We start from the raw sequence: 14,795 nt of genomic DNA, 5'->3' as shown, positions 1-14,795 counted from the left end.
CCGGGAGGATGCGATGAAGCTGTCCTTTGAACAGGGAATTGCCGCCGGCGTGGCCGGCCTGGTCGCCAGCGCACTGGTGGCAGGCGTGCTGTTGCTGGACCGGGGTGCCGTGGCCGCCCCGGTTGACGCGCCTGCGCCCATGGCCTTGCCGGCGCCGACCGGTGCGGCCGCCTTCGCCGACGATGCCACACACGCCAGCGTGGTGTTCGCCGGTGGCTGCTTCTGGGGCGTGCAGGGCGTGTTCCAGCACGTGAAGGGCGTGAGCAATGCCGTGTCCGGCTATGCCGGTGGCAGCGCCGCCAACGCGCGCTACGAACGGGTCAGCCGCGGTGATACCGGCCATGCCGAAGCGGTGAAGGTGGACTACGATCCGCGCCAGGTCAGCTACGGCCAGCTGCTACAGGTGTTCTTCGCCGTGGCACACGACCCGACCCAGTTGAACCGCCAGGGCCCGGACCATGGCAGCCAGTACCGCTCGGCGATCTTCAGCGACGATGCCCGCCAGCTGGCAGCCAGCCGCGCCTACGTCGGCCAGCTGCAGCAGGCCGGTGTCTACCGCGCGCCGATCGTCACCCAGATCGCCAGCGGCCAGCGCTTCTACCCGGCCGAGGCCTACCACCAGAACTACATGGCCAACTATCCGCAGGCGGCCTACATCCGTTACTACGACGCACCGAAGCTGGCCGCGCTGGGCCGGCAGTTCCCGGCGCTGTACCGCCGCCAGCCCGCGCTGGTACCGATGCGCTGATGGCACCCCGCTTTTGTAGAGTCGAGCTTGCTCGACTTGGCCCCTCGTAGAGTCGAGCTTGCTCGACTGCTTTGCCGATCAGTCGAGCAAGCTCGACTCTACCTGGGCCAATCGGTCCAGCAAGCTCGACGCCACGAACCCGCCGCAAAAAAAAGCGCACGGCCACCAGGGCCGTGCGCTGTGAAAGTTCGGCCCTGCCCCGATCAGGCCGGGCCGACAGCAACATGCTAGGCTCGCGGGCATGACGGGTACAGAGCCAGACCATGGCCAGAATGATGGATACAGATGAGCAGGCCAGCGTGGCCGCGCCCCGCTACCAGCGCCTGTCCGACGAGCTGGCCGAAGCCATCCATGGCGGGCGGCTACCGGTCGGCAGCCGCCTGCCCTCGCTGCGGCAGATGGCCTCGCAGCGCCAGCTGAGCCTGAACACCGTGATCGCCGCCTACCGGCAACTGGAAGATGCCGGCCTGGTGATCCCGCGCCCCAAGGCCGGCTTCGAAGTAGCACCACGACTGTCTGCGCCGCAGCGCTCGCTGCGTGACGCGCCGTCGGCCCCCACCGCGCCGCAGCAACACGCGTTGATGGCGCGGGTGCTGGCCGCGCAGCAGCGCCCCGGCGTGGTCGATCTGGCCTTCGCCGGCCCGCGCGGCCGCCAGTTCTACCCCGGCGCGCAGCTGGCCCGGCACACGGCGCAGGTGCTGCGCCACGGCCAGCACACGCTGGAAACCTACGCACGCACCAACGGCTCACCGCGGCTGCTGGCGCAGATCGTGCGCCGCGGCCCGCGCATGGGCCTGCACACCCATGCCGACCGGCTGCTGCTGACCCACGGTGCGATGGAGGCACTGCAGCTGGCGCTGCGCGCGGTGGCCGAGCCCGGCGATGCGGTAGGCATCGAGGCGCCGTCCTACTTCAATCTGTACCCGCTGCTGGCCAACCTGGGCCTGCGTGCCATCGAAATTCCCACCCACCCGCAACACGGGCTGGACGTGGACGCACTGGATGCCCTGCTGGACCACACCGCGCTGGCGGCCGTGGTGGTGATGCCCACCGTGCACAACCCGCTGGGCTGCAGCATGCCGGTGGCCGAAAAGCAGCGCCTGGCCGAGCTGGTCAACGCCCGCCAGCTGCCCCTGATCGAAGATGCGGTGTACGCCGAACTGCAGTTCAGCGAGCCACCGGCGCCGCTGCTGAAGGCCTTTGATCGCGACGGCTGGGTGATGGTGGTGGGCGGCTTTTCCAAGACGCTGGCGCCGGACTACCGCATCGGCTGGCTCGATGGCGGGCGCTTCGCCGAACGCATCGCACTGCTGAAATTCCAGAGCACCGGCGGCGAGCCGCAGTTCCTGGCCGATGCCGTGGCCGCGTACCTGGAAGGCGGTGGCTACGAGCACCACCTGCATCGCATGCGCCGGCTGTACCGCGAACAGGTGGGCCGCCTGCGGCAACTGGTGGCCGAGCACTTCCCGGCCGGCACGCGCGCCACCGAGCCGTCAGGCGGCTTCCTGCTGTGGCTGGAAGTGCCCGGCGTGGACACCGGAGACCTGTTCGAACGCGCGTTGCAGCAGGACATCGTGTTCATGCCTGGGCACGTCTACTCGCGCGGCGCCCGCTACCGCCACTGCCTGCGGCTGTCGTGCTGCCAGAGCCTGGATGCACGGTTCGTCGGCGCAGTGGAACGGTTGGGCGCGATCGCGCGGGCGTTGGCAGCGCGTTGATGCGCGATCGCCGGGCATGGCCCGGCGCTACCGTCATGCGTCGCGCAAATGGGTGCCCAGCTGTGCGCCATCGGCACCGGGCAGATGGGGCAGCCGGCCCCAGCAGGGCATCGGCAGGCGCTGCACCAGCGTGGCCATGTTTTCGTCCTGGCGCTGCATGGCCGGGTCGATGTGGTTGCCGATCCAGCCCAGGCACTCCACCCCGGCCGCCTGCAGCGATTGCGCAGTCAGCCGCGCATGGTTCACGCAGCCCAGGCGCAGGCCGACCACCAGCAGCACCGGCAGCCGCAGTGCGCGCACCAGGTCCAGCTGGTCCAGCCCTGCCGACAGCGGCGCCATCCAGCCGCCCACGCCTTCCACCACCACGGTATCGGCGGTGGCGCGCAGGCGCTCGAAGGCCGCCACGATCGGCGCCAGCTGTAACTGCACGCCGTCTTCGGCGGCGGCCAGCTCCGGCGCCAGCGGCTGCCGCAGCGCATACGGGTTCAGATCGGCATAGGCCGGCACCGGGTCACTGGCCGCCTGCAGCGCCAGCGCATCGTCGTTGCGCAGCCCTTCGCCCAGATCGTGGCTGCCACTGGCCACCGGCTTCATGCCCACCGCGCGCAGGCCGCGGCGGCGCAGCGCGTGCAACAGCGCGGTACTGGCCGCGGTCTTGCCGATCTCGGTATCGGTGCCGGTGACGAACAGCGCCGGTGGCAACACGGTGGGCAACGGCATGGCAAGGGCTCCAGCAGGGCAACAGAGCGTTCATTATCGCTGGCGGGGCGCGCTTGCTAGACTGCGACCATGTTCGCCAACGCCTCGCTTACCGGCAGCAAGCCGGAACAATACGCCCAGCTGCTGGAACAGGCCCGTGGCCTGGTCTACGGCGAGACCGACCGCATCGCCAATGCGGCCAACCTCTCTGCGCTGGTCTACCACGCCCTGCCCGACCTGAACTGGGTGGGCTTCTACCTGTACGACGGCAAGGAGCTGGTCGTCGGCCCGTTCCAGGGCCTGCCCGCCTGCGTGCGCATTCCGCTGGACAAGGGCGTGTGCGGTGCCGCCGCCAGCCAGCGCGTGACCCAGCGCGTGGAGGACGTGGATGCCTTCCCCGGCCACATTGCGTGCGATTCGGCCTCGCGCTCGGAACTGGTGATGCCGCTGCTGCGCGGCGATGAACTGATCGGCGTGTTCGACATCGACAGCCCGAAGGTCGCCCGCTTCGATGGTGACGACCAGGCCGGCCTGGAAGCCATCGCCCGCGTGTTCGTGGAGGCGTTGGGATGAGCGCGGCCAAGCTGCGCAACATCGGCCCGAAGAGTGCGGCCTGGCTGCGCCAGGTCGGTCTGCGCAGCCGCGAAGACCTGGCCGCGCTGGGCGCGGTCGGGGCTTTCGTGAAGGTCAAGCGGGCCGGCTTCAAGCCCAGCCTGAACCTGCTTTATTCGCTGGAAGGCGCACTGCTGGACTGCCACTGGCAGGAGCTGAGCGAGCCGCAGCGCGAAGCGCTGGTACAGGACTACGAAGCGCGCATTGCCGCACACCCGTTGAAGGCCGCCGGCCCGGCCTCGGGCCCGGTGCACGAGCAGCGCTTCGATGACGGCGACAACGACAACGAAACAGACAGCGCCGACGAAGATTGAGGGCGCCGCGTCGCCGGGCATGGCCCGGCGCTACCGGTGTACGCGCGTCTCCGCCGGGCATGGCCCGGTATTCGTCGGGTAGCGCCGGGCCATGCCCGGCGACGCACTCAGGGCTGCTGCAGCTCCAGCAGTTCGCCCACCAACCCCACTTCACCACGCTCCACCCACACCCGCAGGCGCGTGCCGTGGTCGATGCGCAGCGCCCAGCACAGCGACAGCGGCAGGCCACAGACCAGCGACAGCACCATGCGCAGCGGTCCGCCATGGCTGACCACCACGGTCGGCGCGGCGTCCTCCTCGTCCAGCAGACGGTCCAGTGCGCGCGCGATGCGGCGCTCGAAATGCCCCCAGCTTTCGCCGTGCGGCGGCGGGAACGCATGCGGATCGGCATGGAACGCGGCCAGCGCATCTTCCGGCAGATCGAACAGGCTCTGCCCGTCCCAGTCACCGAAATCCAGTTCCTCCCATTCCTCGTCGGCTTCCACGTCCAGCCCGCGCGGGGTGGCCAGCGCCATGGCGGTGTGCAGCGAACGCAGGCGCGGTGAGCTGATCACCCGCTGCCATTCCTGCGCGGCGTAGGCATCGACCAGTTCCTGCGGCAGGCGGGCCAGCTGCGGTGGGTCGGTGCGGCCGTCCAGGAATTCATCACGACCATTGGCGGCGTGGCGGACCAGATCGAGGATCATGCGCAGGTCCTGTGCGGGCAGCGCGGAAACAGCGGGAAACAGCGGGACATCGGCAACGGCACCACGGGAGCGAGGCCGTATTCTACGGGCAGTCGAGCAAGCTCGACTCTACTTCGGGGCGTGATGGCGTAGACTGCGCGCACTTCCAGGTGACCTGCGGCCTTGGCTGGCAGGTTGAAACGGGAAGCCGGTGACGCGTAGCAACACGCCAGGCCGGCGCTGCCCCCGCAACGGTAAGCACGTCAGTTCCAGGCAATACGCCACTGTGCCGCGCGCACGGGAAGGCGCCTGGACGATGGCCCAGGTGCCATCAGGCGGCAAGCCCGGAGACCGGCCCGGAAGCCACAGGTCGCGATGCGGTGGGCATGGCGCTGGATGACCGCGGCGCCTGCTGCGGCATCGGCGCGTGCCTGCCCTCGTGGCTCCTCCCCTTCGCCGCGCGGGCGTGCGCGGCACCCGGAGTTCCCCCGATGAAGCCGCAGTCCCGATTGCTGTCCCTGGCCGTGCTGGCCACCCTGCCCGCGTTGGCGATGGCCGATGAAGCCGCCGAGGCGCTCGACCCCATCCTGGTCACCGCCACCCGCACCCCGATCGCCCTGCAGGACAGCATCGCGCCGGCGCAGGTGATCGACCGCGAACAGATCGACGCCAGCCAGGCCACCTCGCTGCAGGAACTGCTGGCCGGCCGCGCTGGCATCAACCTGACCAATGCCGGCGGCCTGGGCAAGCAGACCTCGCTGTTCCTGCGCGGTACCAATTCCTCGCACACGGTGGTGCTGGTCGATGGCGTGCGCATCAACAGCGCCGACCTGAACCTGGCCATGTTCCAGGACCTGCCGCTGGCGCAGATCGAGCGCATCGAGATCGTGCGCGGCCCGCAGTCCAGCCTGTACGGTGCCGATGCGATCGGTGGCGTCATCCAGATCTTCACCCGCCGCAATGCCGGCAACTTCGCGCCGCACTTCCAGCTGGGCGGTGGCAGCAATGGCCTGCGCCAGGCCAGCGGCGGCATCGGCGGCAGCGGCAGCAATGGCTGGTTCGGCGCCGACATCGCCTACCAGCACAGCGATGGCATCGATGCCTGCCGGGGTTCGGCCACCTTGTTCACCGGCTGCTTCGCCGATGAGCCCGATCGCGATGGCTACCGCAATCTGTCCAAGAGTCTGCGCGGTGGCTACAGCTTCAACGAACAGTGGACGGTGGAAGGCAGCGCACTGCGCGCCGATGGTGAAAACCACTACGACGGCTACTACAACTACTCGGAAACCCGCCAGCAGGTACTGGCCGGCAAGGTGCGTTACACGCCCTCCGAGCGTCTGGCGCTGACCGCCAACGTCGGCCGCAGCGACAACGAGTCGGACAACTTCGGCGACTTCGGTGTGCGTGGCAGCGCGCAGACCCACCGCGACAGCGCGTCGCTGCAGGCCGACATCGGCGTGGCCGACGGCCAGCTGTTGAGCACCGGCGTGGACTGGAGCCAGGACAACCTGGATGGCAGCAGCGCCGGCTACCTGGTCGACAGCCGCCGCAACACCGGCGTGTTCGTGCAGTACCAGGCGCGATTCGGCCGCCACCAGCTGCAGGCCAGCGCACGCAACGACGACAACCAGCAGTTCGGCAACCATGCCACCGGCAGCCTGGGCTGGGCGATGGAGCTGGGCCACGGCCTGCGCGTGAACGCCAGCTACGGCAACGCGTTCAAGGCACCGACCTTCAGCGATCTGTACGACCCGTGGAGCGGCGTGCCGACGCTGGATCCGGAGAAATCCAAGAGCGCCAACATCGGCGTTTCCCAGCACGGCCAGGGCTGGCACTGGGGCCTGGATGTGTATGAAACCCGCATCGACGATCTGATCACCTACGACGCGGCCACCTTCATGATGCAGCAGGTGGAAAAGGCGCGTATCCGCGGCGCGGAACTGACCGCTGGCGCAGTGCTGGCCGGCTTCGACATCAACGCGCAGCTCAGCTTCACCGACCCGCGCAATCGCACCGCCGGCAGCGACCAGTTCGACAACTGGCTGGCGCGCCGCGCACAGCAGACCGCGCGCCTGGACGTGGACCGCCGCTTCGGCGACTTCCGTGCCGGCCTGACCGTGCAGGGCGCCGGCAAGCGCTTCGACGATGCCGACAACGCGGTGAAGCTGGGCGGCTATGGCCTGCTGGACCTGCGTGCCGAGTACGCGCTTACCCCGGCGTGGTCGGTGCTGGCGCGCGTGGCCAATGTGTTCGATCGCCAGTACGAGACCATTGCCTGGTACAACCAGCCGGGCCGCGAGTACCAGCTGAGCGTGCGCTACCAGCCGAAGTGATCGGTTGACGCGCACACGGTAACGCCGGGCCACGCCCGGCGTTATCGATGCATCACGCCGTCGGCAGGTCGGCGGCCAGGCCCGGCAGTTCGCGCAGATCGTCGATGACCGCCACGGCCTGCGCGGTGTGCAGGTCCAGGCCGCGCGGGTAGCCGTAACGCACCAGGGCGATCGGCATGCCGGCGTCCTGCGCGGCGCGGTAGTCGGTGAGCGAATCGCCCACCATCAGGCACTGCGCGACCGGCAGGCCGAAGTGCGCGGCGATATGCCGCAGCGGTTCACCGCTGGGCTTGCGCTGCGGCAGTGAATCACCGCCCAGCACCAGTGCAAACGCATCGCCGATGCCCAGGTGCTGCAGCAGCGGCGGCACCAGTGCGGCCGGCTTGTTGGTGCAGATCGCCAGCGGCACCTGCCGCGCACGCAGCTGCTCCAGCGCTTCGGGCACACCGTCGAACAGACGCGGGCTGCGCAGCAGGCAGTCGCGGTAGTGCACCATGAACACCGGCATCACCTGTGCCAGGTCCACTTCGCGACCGGCCGCCTGCACCGCCTGTTCGACCAGCCGCCGCACGCCATCACCGATCCAGCCCAGCACGGTCGCCTCGGCCACGCGTGCCAGCCCGATGTCTTCCAGCGTGCGGTTCAGCGCCTCGGCGATATCGGCGGCGCTGTCCACCAGCGTGCCGTCCAGGTCGAACACCACCAACGGATAGGGATAGGACAAGAGACGGTACCTGCACGACGTGGGCCGCCCAGTGTACTCCTGCGGGTCTGCCGATCCGCTCAGCCGATCCGCCGCGCGCGGGTGGCCAGGAATGCGGGCAGGTAGCGTTCGATCAACACCCGCGGGCGTGGCTGCCAATCTTCCATGAAGCGCTCGATCACGAACCCTGCGTCCAGCTGGCCACCGATCAGATCGCCCAGGCTGTGGCCGAACGTCATCGCCTCGCCACGCGCCTGCTTGGCCTGCCGCTCGTCCGCGGGCAGGTCTTCCAGGTCGGAATAGGGAATGGCGAAGCGTGGACGCATCAGGCCCTGTTCGGCCAACGGCGCATCGTCGCTGCCCACGAACAGCACCGGGTTGTAGAAGCTGGCCAGCAGCAGGCCATCACGCGCCAGCACACGGTGGCACTCGGCCCAGACCGGCCGCACATCGGGCACGAACAGGTTGGACACCGGATGGAACACCACATCGAAGCTGCCATGGCCGAAGGCCTGCAGGTCACGCATGTCGCCCTGCACCGCCTGCAGGCGCAGGCCATCGCGTGCAGCCACCGCGCGGTCCAGCGCCAGTTGCTGCTCGCACAGGTCGAACACGGTCACATCGGCACCGGCAGCGGCCAGCACCGGCGCCTGCTGGCCACCGCCTGAAGCCAGGCACAGGATACGGCGACCACGCACATCGCCCAGCCAGTCCAAGGGCAGCGCCCGCGGGGTCAGGTGTACCTGCCAGCGCCCAGTGCGGGCGGCGGCGATGGTCTCCGCATCCACCGGCTGGGCCTGCGGCGGCGCCTGCTGCGCTTGCAGTTCCCAGCTCGTACGACGGTGATCTCTCACTACCGTTCCATGGTTCATGCGCTCTCCTTGCCCGTCGGTTGCCAGTCGAGGTCCTGGAAGGCCGGATCGTGCTCGAAGCAGCCGGCCAGGAAATCCAGGAATCGGCGCATGATAACGGGCTGCTGTCGACGCGATGCGTAGACGGCATGAACGCCCAGCTCGTCCAGCTGGTAGTCCGGCAGTACGGCCACCAGCGCGCCACTGCGCAGCAGCGGTGCCACCTGGTAGCTGGGCAGCATGGCGATGCCCGCATTGGCGCGTACCGCTTCCACCAGCAGCGATGCCTCGTTCGCACTGATATTCCCGCCCACCGCCACCGACAGCGCGCGGCCGTCGCGGTGCAGGTGCCAGAGGCTGCGACCCACGTAGTGGTGGGTCAGGCAGTTGTGCGCGGCCAGGTGCTCCGGCGCGGTGGGCGTGCCATGTGCCTGCAGGTACGCCGGGCTGGCGCACAGCACCGACCGGCAGGTGGCCAGGCGCCGTGCGATCAGGCCCAAATCGATCTGCCGCGCGATACGCACCGCCAGATCCACCCGCTCTTCCACCAGGTTCACCATGCGGTCCACCAGCAGCAGTTCGATGCGTGCGGCCGGGTGGCGCTGCACGAACGCCGCCACCGCGCGGGCCAGGTGGCTCTGCCCGAACGACACGCTGGCGGTGATCCGCAACGTGCCGTGCGGTTCGGGGTCGTCGCTGGCCAGCTCGCCCTGCAGTTCCTCGCCGATGGCCAGCATCTGCCGGAAGCGCGCCAGTGCCGCCTCACCGGCCGCGGTCAGGCTGATGCGGCGGGTGGTCCGGTGCAGCAGGCGCGCGCCCAGCCAGCCTTCCGCTTCGGCCAAGTAACGGCTGACCATCGCCCGCGACATGTCCAGCACCTCGGCGGCGGCGGTCAGGCTGCCGCGCTCGGCCACTTCCACGAACACGGTCATGGCGGTCAATCGGTCCATATGCTCGATCCATGCAACAAACAAGCGCGTTATACGCTGTTTTTCGAGCAACTGCAGCGGCCTACAGTGGGCCCTTACCCCAACCTACTGCCCCACGGAGTCCTGCCATGAAGATTGCCCTCGTCGGCGCCACCGGCAACATCGGTCGCCAGATTGCCCGCCACGCCCTGGCCCACGGCCACCAGTTGACCGTGATCGTGCGCAGCGCACAGAACCTGCCCAGCGAACTGGCCGGCGCCCACCCGGTCATCGCAGCACTGGATGACCGCGACGCGCTGGCCGCCGCCATTGCCGGCCACGATGTGCTGGCCAGTGCCTATGGCCCGCGCCCGGGCGATGACATCGGCCAGATCGCCACCGTGGCCGGCCAGCTGGTGGCCGCTGCCCGCCAGGCCCAGGTGCCGCGCGTGGTGGTGGTCGGCGGCGCCGGCAGCCTGGAAGTGGCGCCGGGCGTGCAGCTGGTCGACACCCCCGGGTTCCCGGAGGCTTACAAGCCGTACGCACTGGCCGCGCGTGAAGCGCTGAAGCAGCTGCAGGCCGTGGAGGACATCGACTGGACGTTCTTCTCGCCGGCGGCGGAAATCGGCCCCGGCGACGAACGCGGCCAGTACCGCGTGCAGGCCAAAACCTTCCTGGCCGATGCCGAAGGCCACAGCCGCATCAGCTATGCCGACTACGGCGCCGCCTTCGTGGCGGAACTGGAAGCGGGCAAGTACCCGAAGCAGATCATCACCGCCGCGTACTGATGCCGAAACCGTAGAGTCGAGCTTGCTCTACTGACCCCAAAAACCCGTCGAGCAAGCTCGACGCTACCTCGACTGCTATCCCGTCGAGCAAGCTCGACGCTACCTCGACTGCTATCCCGTCGAGCAAGCTCGACGCTACGAGGAATCGCGCATGCGCAACGCTCTGCTGTTCTTCATGGCGCTGGCACTTGGCACGGCCAGCGTACCGCTGCTGGCCGCGCCCGCTACCACCACCGCTGCAAAGTCACAGCTGCACCTGCAGACCTTCCACCCCGGGCCGCAGGCGATGTTCGCGGTGTCCTCGGTGCTGATCGAAGGGCGTCGTGATGCAATCCTGGTCGATGCGCAGTTCGCTGCCAGCGACGCACGTGCGCTGGTCGAAAAGATCCGCGCCAGTGGCAAGCAGCTGACCACGATCTACATCAGCCATGGCGATCCGGATTACTACTTCGGCCTGGCCACGCTGCAGGATGCGTTCCCGCAGGCACGCATCGTCGCCACCGCGCAGACGGTAGCTCACATCCAGCAGACCCAGGCTGGCAAGCTGGCCTACTGGGGGCCGAAGATGGGTGCCGACGTACCCGCGCGCATCGTCGTACCGCAGGTGCTGGACGGTGATGCACTGGTCCTGGAAGGCCAGCGCCTGCCGCTGATCGGCCTGGACGGGCCGACGCCGGACCGCAGCGTGCTGTGGGTGCCCTCGCTGCGTGCGATCGTTGGCGGCATTCCGGTGGTGGCGGGCGAACACGTGTGGATGGCCGACACGCAGACAGCGCAATCGCACGCGGACTGGCTGCAGACCTTGCAGCAGTTGCAGGCGCTGAAGCCGACGGTGGTGGTGCCGGGGCACTACGCGCCGGGCGCGGCGCTAGATGCCAGTGCGTTGCGCTTCACTGCCGACTACATCCGTGCGTTCGATGTTGAAGCGGCCAAGGCCAAGGACAGTGCGGCGCTGGTGCAGGCCATGCGGGCGCGCTACCCGACGCTGGCCGGCGTTGAATCGCTGGAGCTGAGTGCGAAGGTGGCCAAGGGCGAGATGCAGTGGCCGTAAGGCAGGGGGAGTTTTTTGCAGGGCTGCGCCCTGCACCTGCTCAACGTCAACTTCAAAGGCAACGTCAAAAGCGGGCTATCCGTGATATGGCGGGGTGGGTCCGGTTGCGGGGGACGCCGTGAATACGTCCCTGTAGGCTTGGCCGCGGCATCCATGCCGCGGACACCCCCGCAACCGGACCCACCCCGCCTTCGACAGTTGGCCGGCGCTCATGGACTTGGGGTCGGATCCCGTTGCTGCGCAACGGGCTCTGACCCCATGTTTGACGACTAGATTTCTGTGGGATGGGTTGGGTCGTGCCCGAACAGTTCGCCCTGCACCACCGGTTCCTTTTCGCGGAAACCGCCCAGGCCCACGCCCACCAGGCGATAACGGGTATCGGCCGGCAGGTCCACGCGTGCGCGCAGTGCCAGGGCGATGTCACGCAGCTCCTGTTCCGATTCGGGTGGGCGCTCGGGGGTAAAGCTGCGGGTCAGGATGCGGAACTGGGCGGTCTTCAGCTTCAGCACCACGGTATGCCCAATGCGTTCGGTTTTGCGCGTGGCCTTCCAGGTCTTCTCTGCCAACTGCACGATGGCCTCGGCCAGGTCTTCCAGCAGCAGGTCTTCGGCGAAGGTGTCTTCGGAGGAAATGGACTGCACCTGCTGGTCCGGTTCCACCGGCCGCTCATCGATGCCACGGGCGCGGTTGTACAGGCTGCGGCCGAAACTGCCGAACGCTTCTTCCAGGTCCGGCAACGCCCATTGCCGCAGGTCGCCACAGGTGACGATGCCGCGCGCGGCCAGCTTGCCTTCCATCACCTTGCCCACGCCGGGAACCCGGTTCACCGGCAACGGCAGCAGGAAGGCATCCACCCGCTGCGGCGGGATGACGAACTGGCCGTCGGGCTTGCGCCAGTCCGAGGCGATCTTGGCCAGGAACTTGTTCGGTGCGATGCCGGCTGAAGCAGTCAGCTGGGTCTCTTCGCGGATCTGCGCGCGGATGGTGCGGGCGATATCGGTCGCCAGTGCCATGCCGCTCTTCGGCTCGGTCACATCCAGGTAAGCCTCGTCCAGCGACAGCGGTTCGACCAGGTCGGTATGGCGCAGGAAGATCTCGCGCACCTGCCGCGACACGGCCTTGTAACGGGCGAAATCGGGCGGCACGAAGATCGCATCGGGGCACAGGCGCTCGGCACGCAGCGCCGGCATGGCCGAGCGCACGCCGAATACCCGCGCCTCGTAGGACGCGGCGCACACCACGGAACGCGCGCCGCGCCAGGCCACCACCACCGGCTTGCCGCGCAGCGAAGGCGCGTCGCGCTGCTCCACCGACGCATAGAAGGCGTCCATGTCTACGTGGATGATCTTGCGCAGTGCGTTCATGGTCGGCCGCCATCATACCTGCACCGTACCCGTCCAGACGCCAAAGTATGGTCGTTGTGCATCAACGGGATGCGCGATTCCGGCGCAGAACACTACGCACGCGTACGGTGTGGCGGTTTGATTCCCGTTGCAACCGTCGTGCATCCTCGGGGGCTTGTTGCCTTGTTTTCGCTTCCAGGAATGCGCTTTCCATGACTCGTCTCCACGCGTTCAACCGCGACCAGCTGCTGGCCAGCGCCCGCGGTGAACTGTTCGGCGCCGCCGCCGGCCGGCTGCCCAACGACCCGATGCTGATGTTCGACCGCATCACCGAAATCCGCGAGGACGGCGGACCGCATGGCAAAGGCATGGTGCGTGCCGAACTGGATATCCGCCCGGACCTGTGGTTCTTCGGCTGCCACTTCATCGGCGACCCGGTGATGCCCGGCTGCCTGGGCCTGGATGCCATGTGGCAGCTGACCGGCTTCTACCTGACCTGGCTGGGTGCCCCCGGCAAGGGCCGCGCCCTGGGCTGCGGCGAGGTGAAGTTCACCGGTCAGGTGCTGCCGGAAGCAAAGCTGGTGCGCTATGAAATCGACATCACCCGCGTGATCAACCGCAAGCTGGTGATGGCCCAGGCCGACGCCCGCATGTACGTGGACGACCGCGAAATCTACAACGCCCGCGACCTGCGCGTGGGCCTGTTCACCGAAACCGGGAGCTTCTGATGCGTCGCGTCGTCATTACCGGCATGGGCATCACCTCCTGCCTGGGCAACGATCTGGATACCGTGTCGTCGGCACTGCGCGACGGCCGCGCCGGCATCACCGCGCTGCCCGACCACGCTGAAGCCGGCCTGCGCAGCCAGATTGGCGGCCGCGTGGACATGGATCTGGATGCACAGATCGACCGCAAGCAGAAGCGCTTCATGAGCGATGCGGCGGCCTTCGCCTACGTGGCCATGCGCGATGCGATCGCCGATGCCGGCCTTTCCCAGGAACAGGTCAGCGCGCTGCGTACCGGCCTGATCGCCGGTTCCGGTGGTGGTTCCAGCGAATGGCAGGTGGGTGCAGTGGACCTGCTGCGCGCCCGTGGCGTGCGCAAGGTCGGCCCGTACATGGTGCCGCGCACGATGTGCTCGACCGTGTCGGCCTGCCTGGCCACCGCGTTCCAGATCAAGGGCGTCAGCTATTCGCTGTCGGCCGCCTGCGCCACCTCGGCGCACTGCATCGGCGCCGCTGCGGACATGATCCGCCACGGTGCGCAGGACATCATGTTCGCCGGTGGCGGCGAAGACCTGCACTGGTCGATGAGCGTGATGTTCGACGCGATGGGCGCCCTGTCCACCAGCTTCAACGACACCCCGGCCACCGCGTCGCGCCCGTATGACAAGGACCGCGATGGCTTCGTCATTGCCGGTGGCGGCGGCATGCTGGTGCTGGAAGATTACGACCACGCCGTGGCCCGTGGTGCGCGCATCTACGCCGAACTGATCGGCTACGGCGTGACCTCCGACGGTGCCGACATGGTGGCTCCGTCCGGCGAAGGCGCGGTGCGCTGCATGAAGATGGCGCTGCAGAACGTCGACCGTCCGCTGGATTACCTGAACACCCACGGCACCTCCACCCCGCTGGGCGATGTGACCGAACTGGGTGCGATCCGCGAAGTGTTCGGCGATGCGGTGCCGCCGCTGTCGTCGACCAAGGCGCTGTCGGGCCACTCGCTGGGTGCGGCCAGCGTGCACGAGGCGATCTACTGCCTGCTGATGATGCGCGATGGCTTCGTGGCCGGTTCGGCCAACATCACCGAGCTGGACCCGGCGGTGGAAGGCTTCCCGATCCTGCGCGAAAGCCGCGAGCAGAAGCTGGATACGGTGATGTCCAACAGCTTCGGGTTCGGTGGCACCAACGCCGCGCTGGTGTTCGGCCGGGTGTGATGGAGGGCGTGCCGACCAACGGTCGGCACCCACCGGAACGACCATGTGTGCCAACCAAGGTTGGCACCTACCGGAGCGGCCCTGTGTGCCAACCAAGGTTGGCACCTACCGGAGCGGTAGCGCCGG

Annotated in this window: 15 protein-coding genes and 1 riboswitch; of the genes, 9 read left to right on the top strand and 6 right to left on the bottom strand. The window is 68.3% G+C overall.

Annotated features, from left to right (window positions below):
* The first annotated feature begins 13 nt into the window (after positions 1–13).
* Both msrA and C1931_RS02675 read left to right on the top strand, forming a co-directional pair.
* Entirely contained in the window at positions 14–748 is a 735-nt protein-coding gene (gene msrA / locus C1931_RS02680) for a peptide-methionine (S)-S-oxide reductase MsrA (protein WP_108755323.1), read from the top strand.
* Between the two features lie 275 nt (positions 749–1,023).
* A complete protein-coding gene (locus C1931_RS02675) occupies positions 1,024–2,466 on the top strand; it encodes a PLP-dependent aminotransferase family protein (RefSeq protein WP_108757628.1) in 1,443 nt (480 codons plus the stop codon).
* Positions 2,467–2,499: 33 nt separating this feature from the next.
* Here C1931_RS02675 and bioD read toward each other — a convergent pair whose 3' ends face one another.
* Positions 2,500–3,186, bottom strand: a complete 687-nt coding sequence (gene bioD, locus C1931_RS02670) for a dethiobiotin synthase (RefSeq protein WP_108755322.1) — start codon at positions 3,184–3,186, stop codon at positions 2,500–2,502.
* A gap of 69 nt (positions 3,187–3,255) precedes the next feature.
* On the opposite strand from bioD, the gene C1931_RS02665 reads away from it, so the two are divergent.
* Positions 3,256–3,738: a GAF domain-containing protein gene (locus tag C1931_RS02665; RefSeq protein WP_108755321.1), complete on the top strand. Its 483-nt coding sequence runs from the start codon at positions 3,256–3,258 to the stop codon at positions 3,736–3,738.
* Positions 3,735–4,091 carry a TfoX/Sxy family protein gene (locus C1931_RS02660; RefSeq protein WP_108755320.1) on the top strand — a complete coding sequence of 119 codons (357 nt, stop codon included), beginning with the start codon at positions 3,735–3,737 and terminating at the stop codon, positions 4,089–4,091. The genes C1931_RS02665 and C1931_RS02660 overlap by 4 nt, the downstream gene beginning before the upstream one ends.
* Positions 4,092–4,198: 107 nt before the next feature.
* Here the strand turns inward: C1931_RS02660 and C1931_RS02655 are convergent, their stop codons facing one another.
* Positions 4,199–4,777 carry a histidine phosphatase family protein gene (locus C1931_RS02655; RefSeq protein ID WP_108755319.1) on the bottom strand — a complete coding sequence of 193 codons (579 nt, stop codon included), beginning with the start codon at positions 4,775–4,777 and terminating at the stop codon, positions 4,199–4,201.
* A 130-nt stretch (positions 4,778–4,907) separates the two neighbouring features.
* Positions 4,908–5,131: riboswitch (cobalamin riboswitch) on the top strand.
* A gap of 116 nt (positions 5,132–5,247) precedes the next feature.
* Here C1931_RS02655 and btuB point away from each other — a divergent pair.
* Complete coding sequence (btuB, locus tag C1931_RS02650; protein ID WP_108755318.1) at positions 5,248–7,089, top strand: TonB-dependent vitamin B12 receptor; 1,842 nt, start codon at positions 5,248–5,250, stop codon at positions 7,087–7,089.
* A 52-nt stretch (positions 7,090–7,141) separates the two neighbouring features.
* Here the strand turns inward: btuB and gph are convergent, their stop codons facing one another.
* The 3 genes from gph to C1931_RS02635 are packed head-to-tail and all read right to left on the bottom strand — an operon-like array spanning position 7,142 to position 9,593.
* Positions 7,142–7,813 carry a phosphoglycolate phosphatase gene (gph, locus tag C1931_RS02645; protein ID WP_108755317.1) on the bottom strand — a complete coding sequence of 224 codons (672 nt, stop codon included), beginning with the start codon at positions 7,811–7,813 and terminating at the stop codon, positions 7,142–7,144.
* Between the two features lie 59 nt (positions 7,814–7,872).
* Positions 7,873–8,664, bottom strand: coding sequence for a methyltransferase domain-containing protein (locus tag C1931_RS02640; protein ID WP_108755316.1), 792 nt, complete (start codon positions 8,662–8,664; stop codon positions 7,873–7,875).
* Positions 8,661–9,593 carry a LysR family transcriptional regulator gene (locus C1931_RS02635; RefSeq protein ID WP_108755315.1) on the bottom strand — a complete coding sequence of 311 codons (933 nt, stop codon included), beginning with the start codon at positions 9,591–9,593 and terminating at the stop codon, positions 8,661–8,663. Before C1931_RS02635 ends, C1931_RS02640 begins: the two co-directional genes overlap by 4 nt.
* Positions 9,594–9,700: 107 nt before the next feature.
* On the opposite strand from C1931_RS02635, the gene C1931_RS02630 reads away from it, so the two are divergent.
* Complete coding sequence (locus C1931_RS02630) at positions 9,701–10,339, top strand: NAD(P)H-binding protein (protein WP_108755314.1); 639 nt, start codon at positions 9,701–9,703, stop codon at positions 10,337–10,339.
* Positions 10,340–10,490: 151 nt separating this feature from the next.
* Positions 10,491–11,390 (top strand): MBL fold metallo-hydrolase, encoded by a 900-nt coding sequence (locus tag C1931_RS02625; RefSeq protein WP_108755313.1) that lies wholly within the window; start codon positions 10,491–10,493, stop codon positions 11,388–11,390.
* Between the two features lie 269 nt (positions 11,391–11,659).
* On the opposite strand, the gene dinB is transcribed toward C1931_RS02625, so the two are convergent.
* Positions 11,660–12,754 (bottom strand): DNA polymerase IV, encoded by a 1,095-nt coding sequence (dinB, locus tag C1931_RS02620; RefSeq protein ID WP_108752062.1) that lies wholly within the window; start codon positions 12,752–12,754, stop codon positions 11,660–11,662.
* Between the two features lie 191 nt (positions 12,755–12,945).
* Here dinB and fabA point away from each other — a divergent pair, with 191 nt between their 5' ends.
* Complete coding sequence (gene fabA, locus C1931_RS02615; RefSeq protein WP_079220498.1) at positions 12,946–13,461, top strand: 3-hydroxyacyl-[acyl-carrier-protein] dehydratase FabA; 516 nt, start codon at positions 12,946–12,948, stop codon at positions 13,459–13,461.
* Positions 13,461–14,669 carry a beta-ketoacyl-ACP synthase I gene (gene fabB / locus C1931_RS02610; protein ID WP_108752061.1) on the top strand — a complete coding sequence of 403 codons (1,209 nt, stop codon included), beginning with the start codon at positions 13,461–13,463 and terminating at the stop codon, positions 14,667–14,669. Before fabA ends, fabB begins: the two co-directional genes overlap by 1 nt.
* Positions 14,670–14,795: the final 126 nt, after the last annotated feature.

This window comes from Stenotrophomonas sp. YAU14A_MKIMI4_1 (genome assembly GCF_003086855.1).
Taxonomy (GTDB): domain Bacteria; phylum Pseudomonadota; class Gammaproteobacteria; order Xanthomonadales; family Xanthomonadaceae; genus Stenotrophomonas.
The sequence above is the reverse complement of the archived record's forward strand: the minus strand, read 5'-3'. Positions and strand labels throughout refer to the sequence as shown.

Coding starts and splice junctions, on each gene's coding strand:
- C1931_RS02640 (WP_108755316.1), bottom strand. CDS start 8,664: ATGAACCATGGAACGGTAGTGAGAGATCACCGTCGTACGAGCTGGGAA.
- msrA (WP_108755323.1), top strand. CDS start 14: ATGAAGCTGTCCTTTGAACAGGGAATTGCCGCCGGCGTGGCCGGCCTG.
- C1931_RS02675 (WP_108757628.1), top strand. CDS start 1,024: ATGGATACAGATGAGCAGGCCAGCGTGGCCGCGCCCCGCTACCAGCGC.
- btuB (WP_108755318.1), top strand. CDS start 5,248: ATGAAGCCGCAGTCCCGATTGCTGTCCCTGGCCGTGCTGGCCACCCTG.
- fabB (WP_108752061.1), top strand. CDS start 13,461: ATGCGTCGCGTCGTCATTACCGGCATGGGCATCACCTCCTGCCTGGGC.
- bioD (WP_108755322.1), bottom strand. CDS start 3,186: ATGCCGTTGCCCACCGTGTTGCCACCGGCGCTGTTCGTCACCGGCACC.
- C1931_RS02630 (WP_108755314.1), top strand. CDS start 9,701: ATGAAGATTGCCCTCGTCGGCGCCACCGGCAACATCGGTCGCCAGATT.
- C1931_RS02660 (WP_108755320.1), top strand. CDS start 3,735: ATGAGCGCGGCCAAGCTGCGCAACATCGGCCCGAAGAGTGCGGCCTGG.
- dinB (WP_108752062.1), bottom strand. CDS start 12,754: ATGAACGCACTGCGCAAGATCATCCACGTAGACATGGACGCCTTCTAT.
- C1931_RS02625 (WP_108755313.1), top strand. CDS start 10,491: ATGCGCAACGCTCTGCTGTTCTTCATGGCGCTGGCACTTGGCACGGCC.
- C1931_RS02655 (WP_108755319.1), bottom strand. CDS start 4,777: ATGATCCTCGATCTGGTCCGCCACGCCGCCAATGGTCGTGATGAATTC.
- C1931_RS02665 (WP_108755321.1), top strand. CDS start 3,256: ATGTTCGCCAACGCCTCGCTTACCGGCAGCAAGCCGGAACAATACGCC.
- C1931_RS02635 (WP_108755315.1), bottom strand. CDS start 9,593: ATGGACCGATTGACCGCCATGACCGTGTTCGTGGAAGTGGCCGAGCGC.
- fabA (WP_079220498.1), top strand. CDS start 12,946: ATGACTCGTCTCCACGCGTTCAACCGCGACCAGCTGCTGGCCAGCGCC.